Origin of the sequence: Candidatus Methanomethylophilus sp. 1R26, from assembly GCF_001481295.1 — an archaeon.
Lineage (GTDB): Archaea > Thermoplasmatota > Thermoplasmata > Methanomassiliicoccales > Methanomethylophilaceae > Methanomethylophilus.
In genome coordinates this window covers 1-15,867 of record NZ_LOPS01000042.1, presented here as the reverse complement: position 1 = coordinate 15,867, position 15,867 = coordinate 1, and the positions used below count along the sequence as shown (strand labels likewise).

Here is a 15,867-nt window from a genome sequence, read left to right as displayed (position 1 = left end):
GGATTATTACCGGCACGGGGATAAGGGGCCGTGCACTGCAAGGATATTTCCGTCCGCGATGTCGGCTGGAAGCTGACCCGCGGGAACATCTGCGCCAATATGGAGGACTGGAGGGCCTACAAGAGGGCGGAGTACGTCGTCCTCCGCAACGGGGACGATATGGCCGTCGTCCGCCTGCGCAAGTCCCCCGAAGGCTCCCTCCTCAGGGAAGTCACGGGCTTCGACATCATCTCGCTCCCCGAGGACACCGTTTTCGCCGACAGACCGGACGCCGACGTCGTCAACCTCCCGGCCATGGCCCGCATACAATCCGAGCATCCCGGGAAGACCGTTGTAGTCCGTGGCCTGTTCTCCCATATCGGCTTCGTATCGGACGTCGTGCCCCTCCGTCTGCGCATAATCGATGCCGTCCCTCCGAGGCCGTCCAAGCTGTCGTACCTGGTGGACATGGCCCTCAGGTCCGGCTACGTCGATCTCCCGGTGGTCCCGTACGAGGAGGACATAGACCTTTCCGCGCTCTCCGAGCAGGCCGGGACATCCGAGGTAATGTTCCCCTGCCGGGTGTCCGGGTCATCATCCTCCAAACCGTTCTGCTTCCTTGACCAGGTGCCGGACATAACCGGCAGGGACATCACCCTGGTGGGATGCAACCTCTCCCGCAGGATATTCCGTGAGGAGTACGGCCGCGATGCGCCCTTCATCGATATCTGCCCCAGGGACAGGGTACCGGGGGACGGCGTCCCGACCATAGTGAAATGCTGCCGCGTCAAGAACGGCTTCGAGATCGACGGCAGCACCGTCTCGGTCCCGTGGGGCGCCACGGTGCCGGAGGTCGCAGAAGCGATCAAGGCCCTGTTCGGAAGTGCTTCCGTCCCTCTCTGAAGGCGGCATAGCCCTCGTCCGTGCGTCCGGCCCTGCAGAGGAGCTCTCCCAGACGGTACCAGGCGTCGGCATCCTCCGGATCGTCCTCCAGGTGCTTCCTGAGCGCGGCCATGGCGCCCTCGAGGTCGCCCTTCCTGGCCAGGACCGCGCTGGTGGACAGCCCTCCCGTCTCCTCATCGAGGGTCTCCCTCATGACCTCGCGGGCCTTCCTGAACATGACCTCCACGGAGTTCTGGGTCAGCCACGGATAGCGCTCGCGGATCAGTTTCCCGTACCTCTCCTGCTCCGACCTGACGGGGCGGGCGTCCGGGCCGCTGAAGCAGGACCTGGGCACGTGCAGCTCGAGGTTCCCGTGGTAGACTGTTATGCTGCCGTCCGGAGCGGAGATGGGATCACCTGAACTTCACTATGCGGCCGCACTCGTCGCGCCTGCTGTTCCCGAAGTCCTTCATCTTCTCGATCTGGGACCTGCTGAAGACCGGTCCGTCGCGGCAGACGCGCTGGCCGTCCATGACGCAGCATCCGCATGCTCCGGCGCCGCATTTCATGAACCTCTCCAGCGAGAGCTGGCAGTCCAGTCCCAGGTCCTGGCATGCTTTCAGGGTGAAGTACAGCATGACCTCGGGGCCGCAGGCGAGCACGCAGTCGTACTCCTTCTCGGCGCACTTCTCCCTCAGCAGCTGGACGGCGTTCCCGTGGAACCCTTCCGAGCCGTCATCGGTGGCGATCCAGACGTTGTCCGCGTACTTCATCGCCCTGTCCCTGAGGATGATGTCCTTGTCCGACCTGGCGGCTATGATGGTGTCAGCGCCCGTCTCCTTCACCGCGGGCAGGACCGAAGCGGTGCCCACTCCTCCTCCGACTATGAGGTAGCGCCTGTCCGGCTCCAGGGCATATCCGCGCCCGTACGGGCCGCGGACCCTCAGGACGTCCCCGACGGTCTTCGAGTGCAGGGCCTTCGTATCCTCGCCGATGGCCTTCACCGTGATCGATTTGATCCTCCCGGTCTTCGACAGCGACATCGGGATCTCGTGCATCCCGGGCGCCCAGACCATGACGAACTGCCCGGGCGATGCCTTCTCGTCCATCTGGAACTCGAAGGTCTTGGTGTCGTATGCCTCGTCGGTGATCCCCAGTATCTTCACGAAATCAGTCATGCGCAGCCCCCACCATGTCGGATATGCGCCCGTAGCCGTGGTCCCTCATGAAGTCCAGGAGGTCCCTGTTTATCTTCCCGAACACCTCGGGCCCCTCCTTGGCGACAGCGCTCCCCACCTGGAACGCCCTGGCCCCCGCCATGATGTACTGCGCGGCGTCCCTCCAGTCGGAGATCCCGCCGACGCCCACCAGCGGGATGGAGACGGCGTCGTACAGGTCGTAGATGTCCCTCACGCCCACGGACCTCACGGCGGGGCCGGAGAGCCCCCCGAACCTGTTGCTCAGGAACGGCCTGGCGAATTCCGGCGATATGACCATCGCCTTGAGGGTGTTGATGGCCACTATGGCGTCTCCTCCCCCGTCCTCGACGGCCCTGCCGATCTCATTGAGGATGTGTGTGTTGGGCGTGAGCTTGGCCCAGACAGGGATGCTAACGGCGTCTTTCGTCCCGGAGACTATGCTCCTGACGAGCGCGGGGTCCGTGCCGACCTCCATGCCGTAGCCTTTGGCGTGGGGGCAGGAGAGGTTGAGTTCGATGGCACAGGCGCCGTAATCCTCCATCTTCCCGGCCAGCTGCGCGAACTCATCGGGGCCGCCCGTAGATGGATCCGATGATCTTCCCGTGAGGGACGGCCTCGGCCATTTCCGGGCCGAAGGCCTCTATCCCGGGATTGGGGAGGCCCATCGCGTTGATGTACCCGCCTTTGACCTCTGTGAAGCACGGGTTCTCGTGGCCCGCGTTGGGCAGCAGCCCGATAGATTTCGTCACGACTGCGCCCGCTCCCGCTTCGAGCATCCTGACCATGGATGCCCCCGTCTCGTCCATGATGCCGGACGCCACCATCCCCGGGAGAGCGAGGGCGAGGCCGCCTATATCCGTGCTGAGTTCTGTCATCCGGTCCCGCTATGCCGTCCCGTTTAATAAAATGCGCACGCGCCCTGTTATGTTTAAATAATCCCGCATAGAATCGGCCCGTATGGATTTCGGACGTCTCCGCATGGATTTCCCCACCATGAGGGAGGACAGGGGGGTCTATCTGGACAGCGCCTGCCAGTCGCTCCGTCCGGACAGCGTCATAGCGGCAGTCACGGAGTATTACACTAAGTGCCCGGTGTGCGGGGGCAGGAGCGTCCACCACCTCGCCAACGAGGTGTCCGTGAGGGTCGACGAGACGAGGGAGGAGCTGTGCTCCTTCTTCGGCGGCGAATCCCCGGACTGCTTCATATTCACGAAGAACACCACCGAGGGCCTGAACACCGTCGCCCGCGGCCTCGGGCTCCGCAGGGGGGACGCGGTCGTCACCACCGACACCGAGCACAACTCCAATTATGTCCCCTGGCTCATGCTCAGGGACTCTCAGGGCATCCGCATGAGGATGTCCAGGTCCGGGAAGGACGGGGTGTTCGACATCGAATCCTTCAAGGAGGCGATGGGGCGCGACGTGAAGGCAGTGTCCGTCGGGCACTGCAGCAACGTCACGGGATGCGTGGTGCCGGTGAAGGACGTCGCCGAGATCGCCCATGACTACGGGGCAAAGGTCATCGTCGACGGGGCGCAGGCGGCGCCCCATATGAAGATCGACATGAAGAAGCTCGGAGCCGATTTCTACGCCCTGTCGCTCCACAAGATGCTGGGTCCTTCCGGGATGGGCCTGCTCTACGGCACCGGCGAGGCCCTCCGCTCCCTGCCTTCCCTGGAGTACGGCGGGGGGACCGTGGGGCTCGTCACCTATGATAATGTCAGCTTCGCTCCCGCCCCGGACCGCTTCGAGGCCGGGCTGCAGGACTATGCCGGCATATTCGGCACGAAGGCCGCCGTGGAATACCTGGAGAAGATCGGCATGGATAACGTGGCCGCCCACGACCGCAGCCTCATGGAGTACATGTACGGGGAGATCAAGGACATCAAAGGCCTGTCCTTCGTCGGCCCGGAGGACCCGGACCTCCGCAGCTCGGTGATGTCCTTCAACATCGCCGGGCTCGGGGCGCACGATGTCGCCATGATGCTGGACAGCATCGACGGCATCATGGTCCGCTCCGGGATGCACTGCGCCCACCCGTTCTTCGTCTCCCGGGGCATCGAGGGCAGCGTGCGCGCGTCGGTATACCTGTACAACAACAGGGAGGACATAGACCGCTTCGCGGCCGCCCTCCGCAAGGTCGCCGACACCTTCGGCGGGTTCCGAAACACCCGCCGTCCCTGAAGACCTCCGCCTCGCTCCCGTACTCCAGTTCCAGTTCCTCCAGGAACGGATGTGCCAGGCCGGCGAAGGACATGCCCCCGCCGGGGCCGGTGACGGTTATCCCGCCGCCGGAGATCCTCATCGTCCATCCCGGGCCCGGGAGCACCTCGCTCCCGCGCAGGTAAAGCTCGTCGAGGCCGGAGTCCCAGAAGCCGTCCAGGAGCGAGGCCGTCCCCTCGGCGCATCCCGAGGTGTCCGATTCCGCATCCTCCTGCAGGGCATCGGACAGCGGGACGGCCGCCGCCCCGACGAGGATCGCCCCGCAGAGGAACAGCGCCCAGCGGGACATGGCGAACTCCATCATGCGGCCTCGCCCCTTATCCCGCACCCGAGGCCGTCGTTCTCGCAGACCAGCCTCAGCACGCCCTCGTCCGCCAGCACGACGCTCCCGATGAAGCGCACAGACGGATGGGAGGGGGATTCCGACCATTTCACTGTCTCTCCGTCCAGAACGCGGACGGAGAACGCGTCCCCTCCCTCCCCTCCGACGGCTATCCTGCACCCTTCAGGCAGGGAATACCGCAGGGTCGCGGAGCTGCCGGCGCCCTCGTAGTAGAGCTCCGAGGCTGTTCCGGCGATCTCCCTGGCGGTGTCCTCCGCCTCCCCTGTGTCGACGCTGCTGCCGAAGCCGTCCAGGGCGGCGGCCATGGCCGGGACGCACATGGACACGATCAGGACGGCGGCGGCCAGCCTGAACGGCATGCCCAGGATGCCCGAGCGGTCCATCCGCTCACCATCCCGGGACGGGGCGGTTCATCCCACCACCATGAGGGAGACGCTCTTCTGCCCGCAGTCCGACGAGGAGACATGGACGGTCGCGTACCCGTAGTCCTGACCCGACGGCAGGGTGAAGCGCAGGTCGCTGAACTTGCACCATCCTCTGTCGCTGGTGCGCAGGACGGGGGTCCCGTTCTGCCCCAGGGTGACCTCGCATCCGGTGACCAGCACCGAGGCGTCCTGCACAGGGTCGCCGTTGGTGTCGTAGACGTAGACCTCGAGCTGGTTGGCGGCGCCTTTGGCGGCCATGGCGTTGGTGTACTTCAGCTTGACATCTCCGATGGCGGCCGGCTTGTCGTCCTGCGGGTCGTCGAGGCCGTTGAACCATCCGACCAGCACTGCGGTGCCGAGCGCGGCGACGACCAGAATCACCATCATCTCCAGCGGCAGGCCCTCTATGCCTCCGCGGCGGTCCCTTCTGAGGGAGCGCCTCCTGTATTTCCGAATTCCGCGTGTCATGATTACAACACGCTTCCCAATCAATCGGGACTGAGGTTTAAAAGAGGCATACGGGATGCAGGGGATAACTCCCGGACGGGAGCGGAGTGTGTGCCCACGAAGGCTTTCATTTACAACATGCGCAGATTCGACGAGCTCGTCTTCTTCCGCGCGTCATCCGAGGAATATGGGATAGATTTCGACTGGACCGAGGATTCCCCCACGATCGACAACTGCGGCCTTGCCGACGGCTGCGATTTCGTGAGCGTCATAACCACTCCCGTCACGGCCGCCATGATCGACAGGTTCGCCCAGGGCGGGGTGAAGATGATCGTGACCCGCACCATCGGCTACGACCACATCGACCTGGCGCACGCGAAGGAGAAGGGGATGGCTGTTGCCAACATATCTTACGACCCGGAGGGCGTGGCGGAGTACACCGTCATGATGATCCTGGCGGCCGTCAGGAAGCTCAAGACGATCATGCTCCGCAACACGGCCGACGACTTCTCGCTCGAGGGGCAGATGGGCGGCGTCCTCAGGGACATGAACGTGGGGGTCATCGGCGCCGGGAAGATCGGCAGCGCGGTGGTCAGGGACCTGTCGGGGTTCGGCTGCAACATCCATTACTACGACAGGACGGGCTCGGTGCAGGCGGACTCCTTCGCCAGGAAGGTCGACCTCGATACCCTGCTTGAGGAGAGCGACATCGTGACCATCCACCTTGAGCTCAACGACGAGACCAGGCACTTCCTCGACGCGGAGAGGATCGCGAAGATGAAGAAGGGCGCGATAATAGTCAACACCGCCCGCGGGCCGCTCATCGACACTGCGGCCATGATAGACGCTCTCGAATCTGGGCATCTCGGCGGTGCCGCTCTCGATGTCGTCGAGGGCGAGTTCGGGCTCTATTACAACAACATGCGCGGGGAGGTCATCAAGAACCGCGGCCTGAACGTCCTCCGCGCCATGCCCAACGTCCTGCTGACTCACCATATGGCGTTCTATTACGGGACGGCCATTGAGGACATGATCTGCAACTGCATGCGTGCGATGAAGCTCTTCGCGATGGGCCAGAAGGACAGGCACCGCCTGGTCTGACCCATCATCTGAGCTGGGAGAAGCCGAGCACCGTGTGCGATGCTCCGTGCGGGCCCAGCTCGCTCTTCATCACCATGACCGAGGAGCAGATGAAGGTCGCGAACTCGGCGTCCCGGTAGTTGGCGAAGATCCGGGAGAGGTCTGCCCTGCCCTCGGTCCGGGCGACGGTGATGTGGGGCTTGAACGGCTTCGGGTCGTAAGGGATCCCGGCGGTGTCCAGCATGCCGGCGATCCTCTCCGAGATCCTCTCCAGGGGGATATCGGTCTCCACTCCGGCCCAGACCGTGCGCGGGCTCCTCATGCTCGGGAACGCCCCGATGCCCCGGACGGTGATTCTCGACCTCTTTATCCCTTTGGTGCAGTCCTCCACGATGTTGCAGACCTCCGGGATGCTCTCCTCCGGGACATCGCCCAGGAACTTCAGCGTTATGTGCATCTGGGCCGCGGGGGATGTACGCACGCCGCGGATGCCGGCGAGGTCGCGGAAAAGGGGGGCGAACCCCGCAGTGTTCGGAACCGGCACCGAGATGAAGGTCCTGATATCTGCCATGGGTTCCGGAATGCCTGGCTCGGATTTAACCGTGGCGCGGTCCCCGCGAGGTTACATTTAAAATACATTCTCCCGATATCAGACAGCATGGAACCTTGGGAAGACAAAAGCCTGCAGACCAGGATCGTCAAGCAGCTCCCCCTTCTTTCGGCGGGGCTCGTGTTCCTCGCGGCTCTCCTTTACGCGCTCTTCGCGTGAGCCGGAGGGAAACGCCCCCTCTCTGACGAGGGGGCGATCTTTCTGTTCGACTTCATTTCTGTTCTCTGGCACGTATGTCGGCCAGGGCGCGTTTCGCGGCCTCGTTCCCTTTCTTCGCCGCGCTCCCGTACCAGACCTTGGCCTGATCGATGTCGGCGTCGATGCCTATGCCGTCCTCGTAGTACCTGCCGACGATGTACATGGACTGTGCGTCGCCTGACTTCGCCTTGCGGAGGAATGACTCGAACGGGGATTCCGCGTCCGAGCCGCCGTACGCGACGCCTTTGGCATCGAGGATCTTCCTGGACAGGATATGCCCGTGGGACGCCGCCCTCTTATACCACTGCTCGGCCTTGCGCGGGTCCTTCTCGACGCCTCTGCCGGCGGTGTAGGCGTCGCCCATGTAGTACTCGCAGAGGGCGTCCTCCTTCTCCGCGCCCATCCTGAGGTACTTCACGCCCTCGGCAGCGTCGGTGGGGGCGCCGTCGCCGTTGTAGTACGCTTCGCCCACGTAGAGCATGGACTTGATGTATCCTTTGTCGGCCAGCTCCTTATGCAGCTCGAGCGCCTTCTTGAAGTTCCGTTTCGTCCCGCGCCCGTGCGCGTAGCAGTTGGCGACGGTGTACTGGGACTTCATGAACCCGTCCTCCGCGGCCATCCTGCAGAGCTCGAACCCTTTTTATCGTCCTTCTTCACGCCGAGCCCCGACAGCAGCGCCGTTCCCGCCGCGTGCATGCATTGGGTGTTCCCCAGGAGCGCCCCGCGCAGATAGCATGCGAACGCCCCTTTCAGGTCCCTGCCGTTCTCCGACAGGATGTCCCCAGCGGCCAGGTTGGCATAGGGAGAGCCGGTCTCGGCGGCCCTCAGGTAGAATTCCAGGGCCTTCCCGGCACTCTTCTTGGTGATCCTCCCGCGCTCGCAGAGCTGGCCGGCCATGACCATGGCCTCCCTGCAGCCCCTGTCGGCCGCGGTCAGGAGGAGCTCGAAGCCTTTCTTCCCCTCGCGGTCGGTGCCAATCCCTCCCATCATGCACCTGGCCATCCCATAGTCCCCTTCGGCGGCCCCCATGGTCTGGGCCACCAGGTACCAGCTGAAGGCCATGTACGGGTCCTTCTTGGTCCCGATGCCGTCCATGTAGCAGCGGCCGGTGTGGTATTCGCCCAGGGGCTCCTTGCGGTCCGCCAGGCCGGAGTAGATCCTGAAGGCGGCCGCCGGGTCCCTGCGCACGCCGTACCCGTGCTCCAGGCATTCGGCGTACTTCAGGACGGCGCGCAGGCATCCGCCGTCCGCGATGGCCTTGAGCTTGGCGATGCCTGCCGGGCGGTCGCGGCCGGTCCCCGCGCCCCTCATGAGGCAGAGAGCCTCCTCGCATGCGCCGTCGGCGTTGCCGGCCTCCCCGGACCGGCGGAACAGCTTGTATGCGCCCTCGGCATCGATCTTCGTGCCGATCCCGAGCAGGCGGCACATCCCGGAAGCGTACATGGCCGCGGGGGAACCCGCCTCGGCGAGCCCGTCGGAAAGTGCCAGTATGTCAGAGTCTGAGGGGTATGAGTCCGCCTTCTCGAGGATCTTGCGGGCCCTGATGTAACCGTCGGACGCCGAGTAGGCGGTCCAGAAGAACCCCTCCTCCGGCGACCCGCAGAGCCCGGCCGCCATCATCTGCCCGAGCATGAACGCCGATGCCGGATGCCCTTTCTCGGCGGCGGTGCGGTAGAGCGCCGACGCTCCCGATGAATCTCCGGCCTCCGCAAGCTCCTGGGCCTTACCGAAAATATCAGCTGCTTCTCCCGAGACGAAGCCTTCCTTCGATCCGCCTGTCATTATCGGTGAATCGGTTTCCCATTCTAAATAATATCATTGGGAAAGGCGGAGGAAAGGGGGATCGCGGCCGGCATCATGCCGGCGAGTATTCTCCCCTCAGCGAAGCCTCGGCGAGGATGTGCATGTCCGAGAGCTTCATCAGGGTCTCGAGCTTGAATCCCTTCCTCAGGACGGGCTCGAAGTCGAGGGCCAGCACCCTGAGGCGGTAGGAATGCGTCCTGTCCGGGGGGTTGGGGCCCTCGTAATGGTCGGCTCCGCCGGTGGTCCTCCCCTGGATGAGCCCCGCGTCCTCCATGGACGCGTTCTCCGGAAGCTCGGTCCTGCCGACGTTCATGATGGCGAGCCAGTGCGTCCACACCTTCCCGCATACGGGCACCGAGTCCGGGTCGTCGAAGACGATCGCGAAGGCCGCGGTCCCGGCCGGCGCCCCCGAGATCTTCAGAGGGAATGAACGGGACGGGACCCCGTCGTCGAACTGCGTTCCCTTAGCGCCGTACCTGTCATCGATCTTCCCGTCAACTATGCCGGTGGTTTCGACTATCATGATGCGATTGCCTCCGATTTTCGATTGAGTATGTCGGGTCTATGATATCAACATTTGTAAAATCTGCCGTTCCGTCACGGCTTCGGGTCGGACCCGCCCTCTCCCAGCTGGTAATAGGGGTGCTGCGCGTCGATGCGGCGGTTCCTGAAGAAGAGGACCATATCGACGGCCACCAGGCAGACATCGAGCAGGTAGAAGGCGATGACATAGTTGACGTCGTCGTTGACGAACTTGTTGATTATCCCGCAGAAGTAACCTATCTCCACGATTATCTCGAAGACTATGCTCTTGCCCCTGGCGGTTCTGGATACGTAGGAGCGGTAGATATTGAACGGCCATGAGGCTGCGAAGCACAGCAGCATCATTACCTCGAATATCGAATCGATCATACTTTCACTGGACGCTGCGATTCGAAGCGTGCGTAAATATTTATTCGGCCGACGGTCGGAGGCGTTCCGCGGGCGTGCCGGAGGCCCCCTGATGTCTCTGTGCCGACAGCAGGAATCCCCGTTAGTCTGCTGCGGAACTAGGGGCGGTATCGGTTTAAAATACACGATGCCGATTTTTATCTGCCGCTCGCAGAAGAGCAGGAAAGAGGTGTTTCAAATGTATTCCATGGGACCGAAATCCGGGCCGCTCCTCTCCGATGAGGAAGCGATCGAGAAATACAACAAAGAGAAGCAGTGGGGGCTGCTCTGCAGCATTGATCTGGGCGAGTGCGACCATGAGAAGATCTCCTCGAAGGAGTACATCACCCAGTTCGCCATCGACCTCGCGAAGGAGATTGACATGAAGAGGTACGGAGAGCCTTACGTCGTGTTCTTCGGGGACGAGCCCAAGGTCCAGGGGTACTCCATGGTCCAGCTCATCGAGACCTCCTGCCTCTCCGGCCACTTCGCCGAGGACACCGACAGGGCGTTCATCGACGTCTTCTCCTGCAAGGAGTTCCCTCCGAAGAAGACCGCTGAGTACGTTCAGAAGTACTTCGGCGCCAAGAAGATGGAGTACTCCGTCTCCTTCAGGAACATCTGAAAATCCTTAAGGTCCCCTGCGAGGGGGTTTCCTGCCGCGCGGGCCCCGGCATCAGGACCGGGCCCGCGCCCTGAGTTTTCCCGCTGATATCATCAGCGGTTTCCTTTCCGCTGCTGCGCCTTCAGTCCCAGGACCTGTTGTCGGTCACGTGCTTGGACTTCCCGTCGCAGCGCTCGAGGGTGTTGGGGAGGTTGATCTTCACGACCACCTTCAGGTTGAGGATCTCCTTCATGCGGTCCACGACCTGCTGGGTCATCCTGTCGAGCTGGTCTGTCATGTCGGGCAGGCATTCGGGCAGGATCTCCACGTCGACCACCATCTTGTCCATGTAGTTGGGGTTGGTGAGGGTGATGTGGTAGAACGGGGCGAGGAACGGCATCTCGCCGATGACGCTCTCGACCTGCGAGGGGAAGACGTTGATTCCGCGGACCACGATCATGTCGTCCGCCCTGCCGGTGATGCGCCCGAGCCTCGGGTGGGTCCTGCCGCACTTGCATTTCTCCCAGGTGATGGAGGATATGTCGCCGATCTTGTAGCGGATCAGCGGGAAGGCCTCCTTCTGCAGCATAGTGACGACCACTTCCCCCTGCTCCCCGTCCGGGACCGGGTTGCCGTCCTTGTCGAGGATCTCCACGAGGGCCAGGTCCGCCCAGACGTGCATGCCGGCCTGCTCGGAGCATTCGAGGAACATGGGCCCGTAGAATTCGCTCGCGCCGTAGCAGGAGTAGGCCTTGATGCCGGTCCTGTCGTAGAGCTTCTTCCTCATGCTCTCCGACCAGGGCTCCCCGCCGCAGAGGGCCTTCCTGACCTTGGTGTCGCGGCGGATATCGATGCCCTTCTGGTCGCAGACATCGGCAATGTGGAACATGTAGGACGGGGTCCCGGCGAGGAACGTGACGGGAAGGTCCTGCATCAGCTGGATCTGGCGGTCGGTGTTGCCTACGCCCGTCGGTATGACGGTGGCCCCGATGCGCTCTCCGGCGTAATGCACGCCCAGCCCGCCGGTGAACAGGCCGTAGCCGTGCATGTTCTGCATGACATCCTTCTTCCCGGCCCCGAACGAGGTCATCCCGCGGGCCAGGGACTCGGTCCAATTGTCGATGTCCTTCTGCGTGTACCCCGCGACGGTCGGTTTCCCGGTGGTCCCCGAGGAGACATGGACCCTCACGAGGTCGTCGTAGGGGACGACGAACAGCCCGTCCGGGTAATTGTCCCTGAGGTCCGTTTTCTTCATGCAGGGGATCTTCCGGAACTGTTCCATGTCGGTGATGTCCTCCGGCTTGAGGCCGACGGAGTCCATCCGCTTCCTGAAGAAGGCGGATTTCCCGTACATCGTCTTTATCTCGTTCTGGAGGAGCCTAAATTGCATCTCCTTCAGTTTGTCAGCGGGCATCGTCTCAAGTTCCTCGTTCCAGAACGTCATTCTCTCACCGGTGTGTTGTGTGCCAGCAATTAGCACGGATGTGGTGTGAATGGGGACAGCTCCTATATAAATGAGATTGCAGGAAGGCCAGGTCCGGACAGGCGGTGCATTTCCCTCCACCCAGCGTCATTACAATCAGATGGATACATCGTACGTATACAGATTTTTAATCAAAGGATTCGATGCGATTGCAGGTCCTCATCGATTTGGGATCAGGAGAAGGAAACATGAAAGCCTATATGAAGTACCTCGCGGTCGCGATCGTGGCCGTCTGCATGGTCGTACCGATATCCGCTTCCGATGCGTTCAGCGATACCGATGCCGACAGCAGTTCGCCGGAGCCGGCCGCGGGTATCAAACTTATCTCTCCCGAAAGCATGCTGCACGGGCTCTCCGAGGTTCTCGTACTCGAAGAGATAGACATCAGCAGCGCCGCCAGGTTCGGCGGGGATGCGCTGGGAAACGGAGACTCTACGGAGATATCCGGGGATTATACAGTGAATGATGCAGAGATGCTGAGCGGCGGATATGGCGTCAAGAACGGGGTGTCCGATTTGGACATCACCGTCAAGAGCGGGGGCGCTCTGGTGATCGATGGAGCGTTCACTGTCGCTGCTGTTTCCGAGGGAAAGAACGCTTCAGTGCACATCAACATCAAGGAAGGAGGCTGTCTCGGATACAAGGTCAGCGACAACCTTGCTCTCGGCCTAAGGTTCACTGATTCCGAGATCATCGATATAGGAGGAACTGTGTCTGTGGACGTAACCGATGCGAGCCAGGGCGATCTCTCGGGCTCCGCATCCATCGTCTTCAATATCTCGAATGGGTCGTCCGTCGGGATCGGCAGCATACCGGAGATTGTTGTCTCCGAAACCGGGAAAGCAACCGTATCTCTGTCGAATACAGCGAAGGCCATCACCAAACTATCGCTGGACGCTTCTCTGAAGGGGTCCGCTGATATCGGCGGAGAGGCATGCGGCGTCTCCTTCGAGGCGGAAGGTCTGGGCTTCAGCGTGAGCGTCGTCAGCGAAGTAATGGAATACAGGGTCGGCGGAAACGCTGCCCTCGACCTCAGCAGGGGGAACGACAGGCTTCACATCGGGATCGAATCGGACATAACCGTGATCGCGGGCGTAGAAGGCGCCGCGTACGGCTCCGGATTGTTATCCGTCAGCATGACTGCGGACGGGGAGGCCGACCTCAGTTCCCTGCCGTTCTTTGATGATCCGGTTACCGCCGACGTCTCGGGCCTTGCCCTGGATCTGAGCATCAGCGGGAACAGAACCTCAGGCGATTTCAAGTTCAGTGCCGATGTCTCCGCTGACAAGTGCGAGATTGGGATCGGCACTTCCGAAAAGGGAACCACCGTAAGCCTCACAGGTCTCAGTGCCAGTGCATCATTCACAGCCAATATCGGCAGCCTTGCCGGCATCAACCTGGACAATGTAGATATCAAGACGCCGGACGATCTGCCCTCGTACAGCAGCTCATACTCGAAGAGCCTTGAGAAATACCTGTACGGAATCGACGGTTCACGTATCAAAGATGTCGACGATGTCAAAGACGCAGGCAAGGTCTGGGAGTATCTGAAGAACTATGAGGCTGATGCTGTCTCGTACCATCCCGCCGCAGACGTCTCGGTGAATATCGCCTACCAGGTCCCGGAAATCCTCAGTGAATTCCTGCCTAAAGTGACCGCTTTGGCAGCCGCCGCCGGAGCTACCGACATCAGCATCTCGGCCAGTCTCGATTCGCTGGGGATCAACACCACCAGCAGTTCCAAGACGTCATCGTCCTTTTCCATCGACGATGTCCGTCTCAGCATAAGTTCTGACGGATCCGAGAAGTCTGCTGATATCAGCGCATCTCTGAGCATCGGCGGGGCCAGCAATGTGAAGATGATCAATGGGACTGCCGTCAAGGATGCGGGCGCAAGCCTCTCGGCTGAGATCAACGGACACGCGGATTTCGAGAAGGTCACCAAGGACGGCGAAACAATTACGAATGTGACGTCCTACAGTTACACTGCGGAAGCGGACGTATCGGTTTACGCAAGGATGTTCATCGATGGTACATATGCCGCTATCGAGGGTGATGTCTCGATCGGCGCCAAATTCTCCGACAAGGAGGCATCTGCCTCTGCTGTGCTGAAAAACATGGAAATGAATACCGGCAGCAGCCGCGTGTACATCAGAGGGTCAGCAGCATCTACCGACGGAACGTTCTCGATCGATGAGGCCGGATGCTCCGGCTCCTTCTTCGGCAGCGACGGAAATGATTCGGCAACGGCGTCCCTGGACATGACCGTCAGGGATGTCAGAGGCAGCATCGGGAAGTCGTTCAGCATCGGAAGCACCGATGCTGTCATCAAGACTGTCGGCGGAGAGACACTGACCATGAACTGCAAGGGGAATGAGAGGACGGTCTCAGTCTCCGGCGGGAACGTCGTGCTCAGCGAACTCTGCTTCCCTGTCCCCGTAGGCGACTTCATATCTGCCCAGCTATCGGTTTTGGAGAGCGGATCGAATGTCAGGTTCGAGTCGACAGACGGTTCGCTGTTCGTCGCCTACAATATCTTCGTATCGCCAGATGCGAAGGTCTCCGGCAGCATCGCTGTCGACAGGTGTATCTGCGTGCAGTCGAAGGCGGTCTTCGCCCATTTCGGCGGCAAAATTGAGACTAACGGCATCATCGGAGGATATCTCGCTGTTACATTCGGCGATGAGATAACGTACGGTCTCGTGCCTGATGCGTTCCACACGTTCGACAGCGTGAATGTTTCCAGTTCAACCGATTTCAGTTATGATGAAAAGAACAATATCCTCACCCTCGGCGATTCTGATAAGATCGTCATCAAGGCCGAGTTCCTGAGTCACAAGACGTTCACTGTCACAGTGAACGGACAGGAGTTCAAGTCCGATGATAAATTCAACGTCAAGGTGTCGATCCCCGCTCCCAGCGACGGTACGGTACCGATGCTCCTGACCGATACGTACGGCAATTCCCAGCAGCTCCAAAAAGTGGGGATGGCATACGTCGCCGAATTCGAAGTTTATGCGGATATGGAGATGGCAGTCACATACGCCGCCGAGGAAAAATTGGGCAGTTCCGATACCATCGAAGCTGGAAGCGACTGCATCTACTTCGAATTGGGAGCAGGCAGATCGGCGACCGTCACGATGCCCGAAGGCGTGATCTATGAGGTGAAGAACAACGGTTCCGCCGCGATCACCGTTGTGCTGCTGGATTCTCCGATCCAATACGACGGACATGATGCCCTCCACCTCTGGTTCAATGCTGACAAGAGACTAGATGTGACGGTGTACGTCCCGGCGTCAGACAGTTCCAGCGTGGTCTACCATGTGAACAAATACGGCTACGGGCAGATCATCGATTCGTCTTTCATGACTGTCGGCGATTCCACCTACCTCAAGGTGAACCCTGATGATGCATCGTACTTTTACGTCGATGCCGACCCGCTCATCCGTTCCGAAGGGGACAGCGGCATCAGCACGCTGTCATAGCCGTCTCTGCGGTGGCGATCGTGCTGGTGGCCGCCGGAGGATGCGCCTTCTTCTACGTGAAGAAGAAGGGTGCGGCCTGAAACCCCAGTCCCGCCTGACGGCGGGCAAACCATTTACCGTCCGGTCTCCGGACGGGTGTTTCCCTATTATGCCGGAGCACGGTCCCCGGCCGCCGG

Annotated in this window: 17 protein-coding genes; 5 read left to right on the top strand and 12 right to left on the bottom strand. The window is 61.4% G+C overall.

Annotated elements, in window-relative coordinates; translation table 11 throughout:
- Positions 1–30: 30 nt before the first annotated feature.
- Positions 31–882, top strand: a complete 852-nt coding sequence (locus tag AUQ37_RS07170) for a hypothetical protein (RefSeq protein ID WP_058748009.1) — start codon at positions 31–33, stop codon at positions 880–882.
- On the opposite strand, the gene AUQ37_RS07165 is transcribed toward AUQ37_RS07170, so the two are convergent.
- Genes AUQ37_RS07165 through AUQ37_RS13085 form a run of 4 tightly spaced genes read right to left on the bottom strand, consistent with a single transcriptional unit; the run spans position 845 to position 2,935 of the window.
- A complete protein-coding gene (locus AUQ37_RS07165) occupies positions 845–1,216 on the bottom strand; it encodes a M48 family metallopeptidase (protein ID WP_235585006.1) in 372 nt (123 codons plus the stop codon). The genes AUQ37_RS07170 and AUQ37_RS07165 overlap by 38 nt on opposite strands.
- Positions 1,217–1,274: 58 nt before the next feature.
- Entirely contained in the window at positions 1,275–2,039 is a 765-nt protein-coding gene (locus AUQ37_RS07160) for a dihydroorotate dehydrogenase electron transfer subunit (RefSeq protein ID WP_058748007.1), read from the bottom strand.
- On the bottom strand, positions 2,032–2,601 hold the full coding sequence (locus AUQ37_RS07155) for a tRNA-dihydrouridine synthase (protein WP_255354904.1): 570 nt from the start codon (positions 2,599–2,601) through the stop codon (positions 2,032–2,034). Before AUQ37_RS07155 ends, AUQ37_RS07160 begins: the two co-directional genes overlap by 8 nt.
- A 22-nt stretch (positions 2,602–2,623) precedes the next feature.
- Positions 2,624–2,935 (bottom strand): hypothetical protein, encoded by a 312-nt coding sequence (locus AUQ37_RS13085; protein ID WP_255354903.1) that lies wholly within the window; start codon positions 2,933–2,935, stop codon positions 2,624–2,626.
- 82 nt (positions 2,936–3,017) lie between these two features.
- Here AUQ37_RS13085 and AUQ37_RS07150 point away from each other — a divergent pair, with 82 nt between their 5' ends.
- Positions 3,018–4,244, top strand: a complete 1,227-nt coding sequence (locus AUQ37_RS07150) for an aminotransferase class V-fold PLP-dependent enzyme (protein ID WP_058748006.1) — start codon at positions 3,018–3,020, stop codon at positions 4,242–4,244.
- A 339-nt stretch (positions 4,245–4,583) separates the two neighbouring features.
- Here the strand turns inward: AUQ37_RS07150 and AUQ37_RS07145 are convergent, their stop codons facing one another.
- Positions 4,584–5,009, bottom strand: a complete 426-nt coding sequence (locus AUQ37_RS07145; protein ID WP_058748005.1) for a hypothetical protein — start codon at positions 5,007–5,009, stop codon at positions 4,584–4,586.
- A 27-nt stretch (positions 5,010–5,036) separates the two neighbouring features.
- Positions 5,037–5,519: a hypothetical protein gene (locus AUQ37_RS07140; protein ID WP_058748004.1), complete on the bottom strand. Its 483-nt coding sequence runs from the start codon at positions 5,517–5,519 to the stop codon at positions 5,037–5,039.
- A gap of 117 nt (positions 5,520–5,636) precedes the next feature.
- Here AUQ37_RS07140 and AUQ37_RS07135 point away from each other — a divergent pair, with 117 nt between their 5' ends.
- Positions 5,637–6,599: an NAD(P)-dependent oxidoreductase gene (locus AUQ37_RS07135; protein ID WP_058748082.1), complete on the top strand. Its 963-nt coding sequence runs from the start codon at positions 5,637–5,639 to the stop codon at positions 6,597–6,599.
- Positions 6,600–6,603: 4 nt separating this feature from the next.
- Here the strand turns inward: AUQ37_RS07135 and thpR are convergent, their stop codons facing one another.
- The 5 genes from thpR to AUQ37_RS07110 all read right to left on the bottom strand — a co-directional run bounded on the left by thpR (position 6,604) and on the right by AUQ37_RS07110 (position 10,077).
- Positions 6,604–7,149 (bottom strand): RNA 2',3'-cyclic phosphodiesterase, encoded by a 546-nt coding sequence (thpR, locus tag AUQ37_RS07130; RefSeq protein ID WP_058748003.1) that lies wholly within the window; start codon positions 7,147–7,149, stop codon positions 6,604–6,606.
- 250 nt (positions 7,150–7,399) lie between these two features.
- On the bottom strand, positions 7,400–8,005 hold the full coding sequence (locus AUQ37_RS07125; protein ID WP_058748002.1) for a tetratricopeptide repeat protein: 606 nt from the start codon (positions 8,003–8,005) through the stop codon (positions 7,400–7,402).
- The gene (locus AUQ37_RS07120) at positions 7,981–9,168 is read right to left on the bottom strand and encodes a tetratricopeptide repeat protein (RefSeq protein ID WP_058748001.1); all 1,188 of its coding nucleotides are present in this window, start codon (positions 9,166–9,168) and stop codon (positions 7,981–7,983) included. The genes AUQ37_RS07125 and AUQ37_RS07120 overlap by 25 nt, the downstream gene beginning before the upstream one ends.
- Before the next feature lie 73 nt (positions 9,169–9,241).
- The gene (locus AUQ37_RS07115) at positions 9,242–9,712 is read right to left on the bottom strand and encodes a YbhB/YbcL family Raf kinase inhibitor-like protein (RefSeq protein ID WP_058748000.1); all 471 of its coding nucleotides are present in this window, start codon (positions 9,710–9,712) and stop codon (positions 9,242–9,244) included.
- A gap of 74 nt (positions 9,713–9,786) precedes the next feature.
- A complete protein-coding gene (locus AUQ37_RS07110) occupies positions 9,787–10,077 on the bottom strand; it encodes a hypothetical protein (protein ID WP_235585005.1) in 291 nt (96 codons plus the stop codon).
- A 250-nt stretch (positions 10,078–10,327) separates the two neighbouring features.
- Here AUQ37_RS07110 and AUQ37_RS07105 point away from each other — a divergent pair, with 250 nt between their 5' ends.
- Positions 10,328–10,744 carry an S-adenosylmethionine decarboxylase family protein gene (locus AUQ37_RS07105; RefSeq protein WP_058748081.1) on the top strand — a complete coding sequence of 139 codons (417 nt, stop codon included), beginning with the start codon at positions 10,328–10,330 and terminating at the stop codon, positions 10,742–10,744.
- Positions 10,745–10,865: 121 nt separating this feature from the next.
- Here AUQ37_RS07105 and AUQ37_RS07100 read toward each other — a convergent pair whose 3' ends face one another.
- Positions 10,866–12,167, bottom strand: a complete 1,302-nt coding sequence (locus AUQ37_RS07100; RefSeq protein WP_058747998.1) for a phenylacetate--CoA ligase family protein — start codon at positions 12,165–12,167, stop codon at positions 10,866–10,868.
- A gap of 227 nt (positions 12,168–12,394) precedes the next feature.
- Here AUQ37_RS07100 and AUQ37_RS07095 point away from each other — a divergent pair, with 227 nt between their 5' ends.
- Positions 12,395–15,691 (top strand): hypothetical protein, encoded by a 3,297-nt coding sequence (locus tag AUQ37_RS07095; protein ID WP_157844343.1) that lies wholly within the window; start codon positions 12,395–12,397, stop codon positions 15,689–15,691.
- The last annotated feature ends 176 nt before the right edge of the window (positions 15,692–15,867 follow it).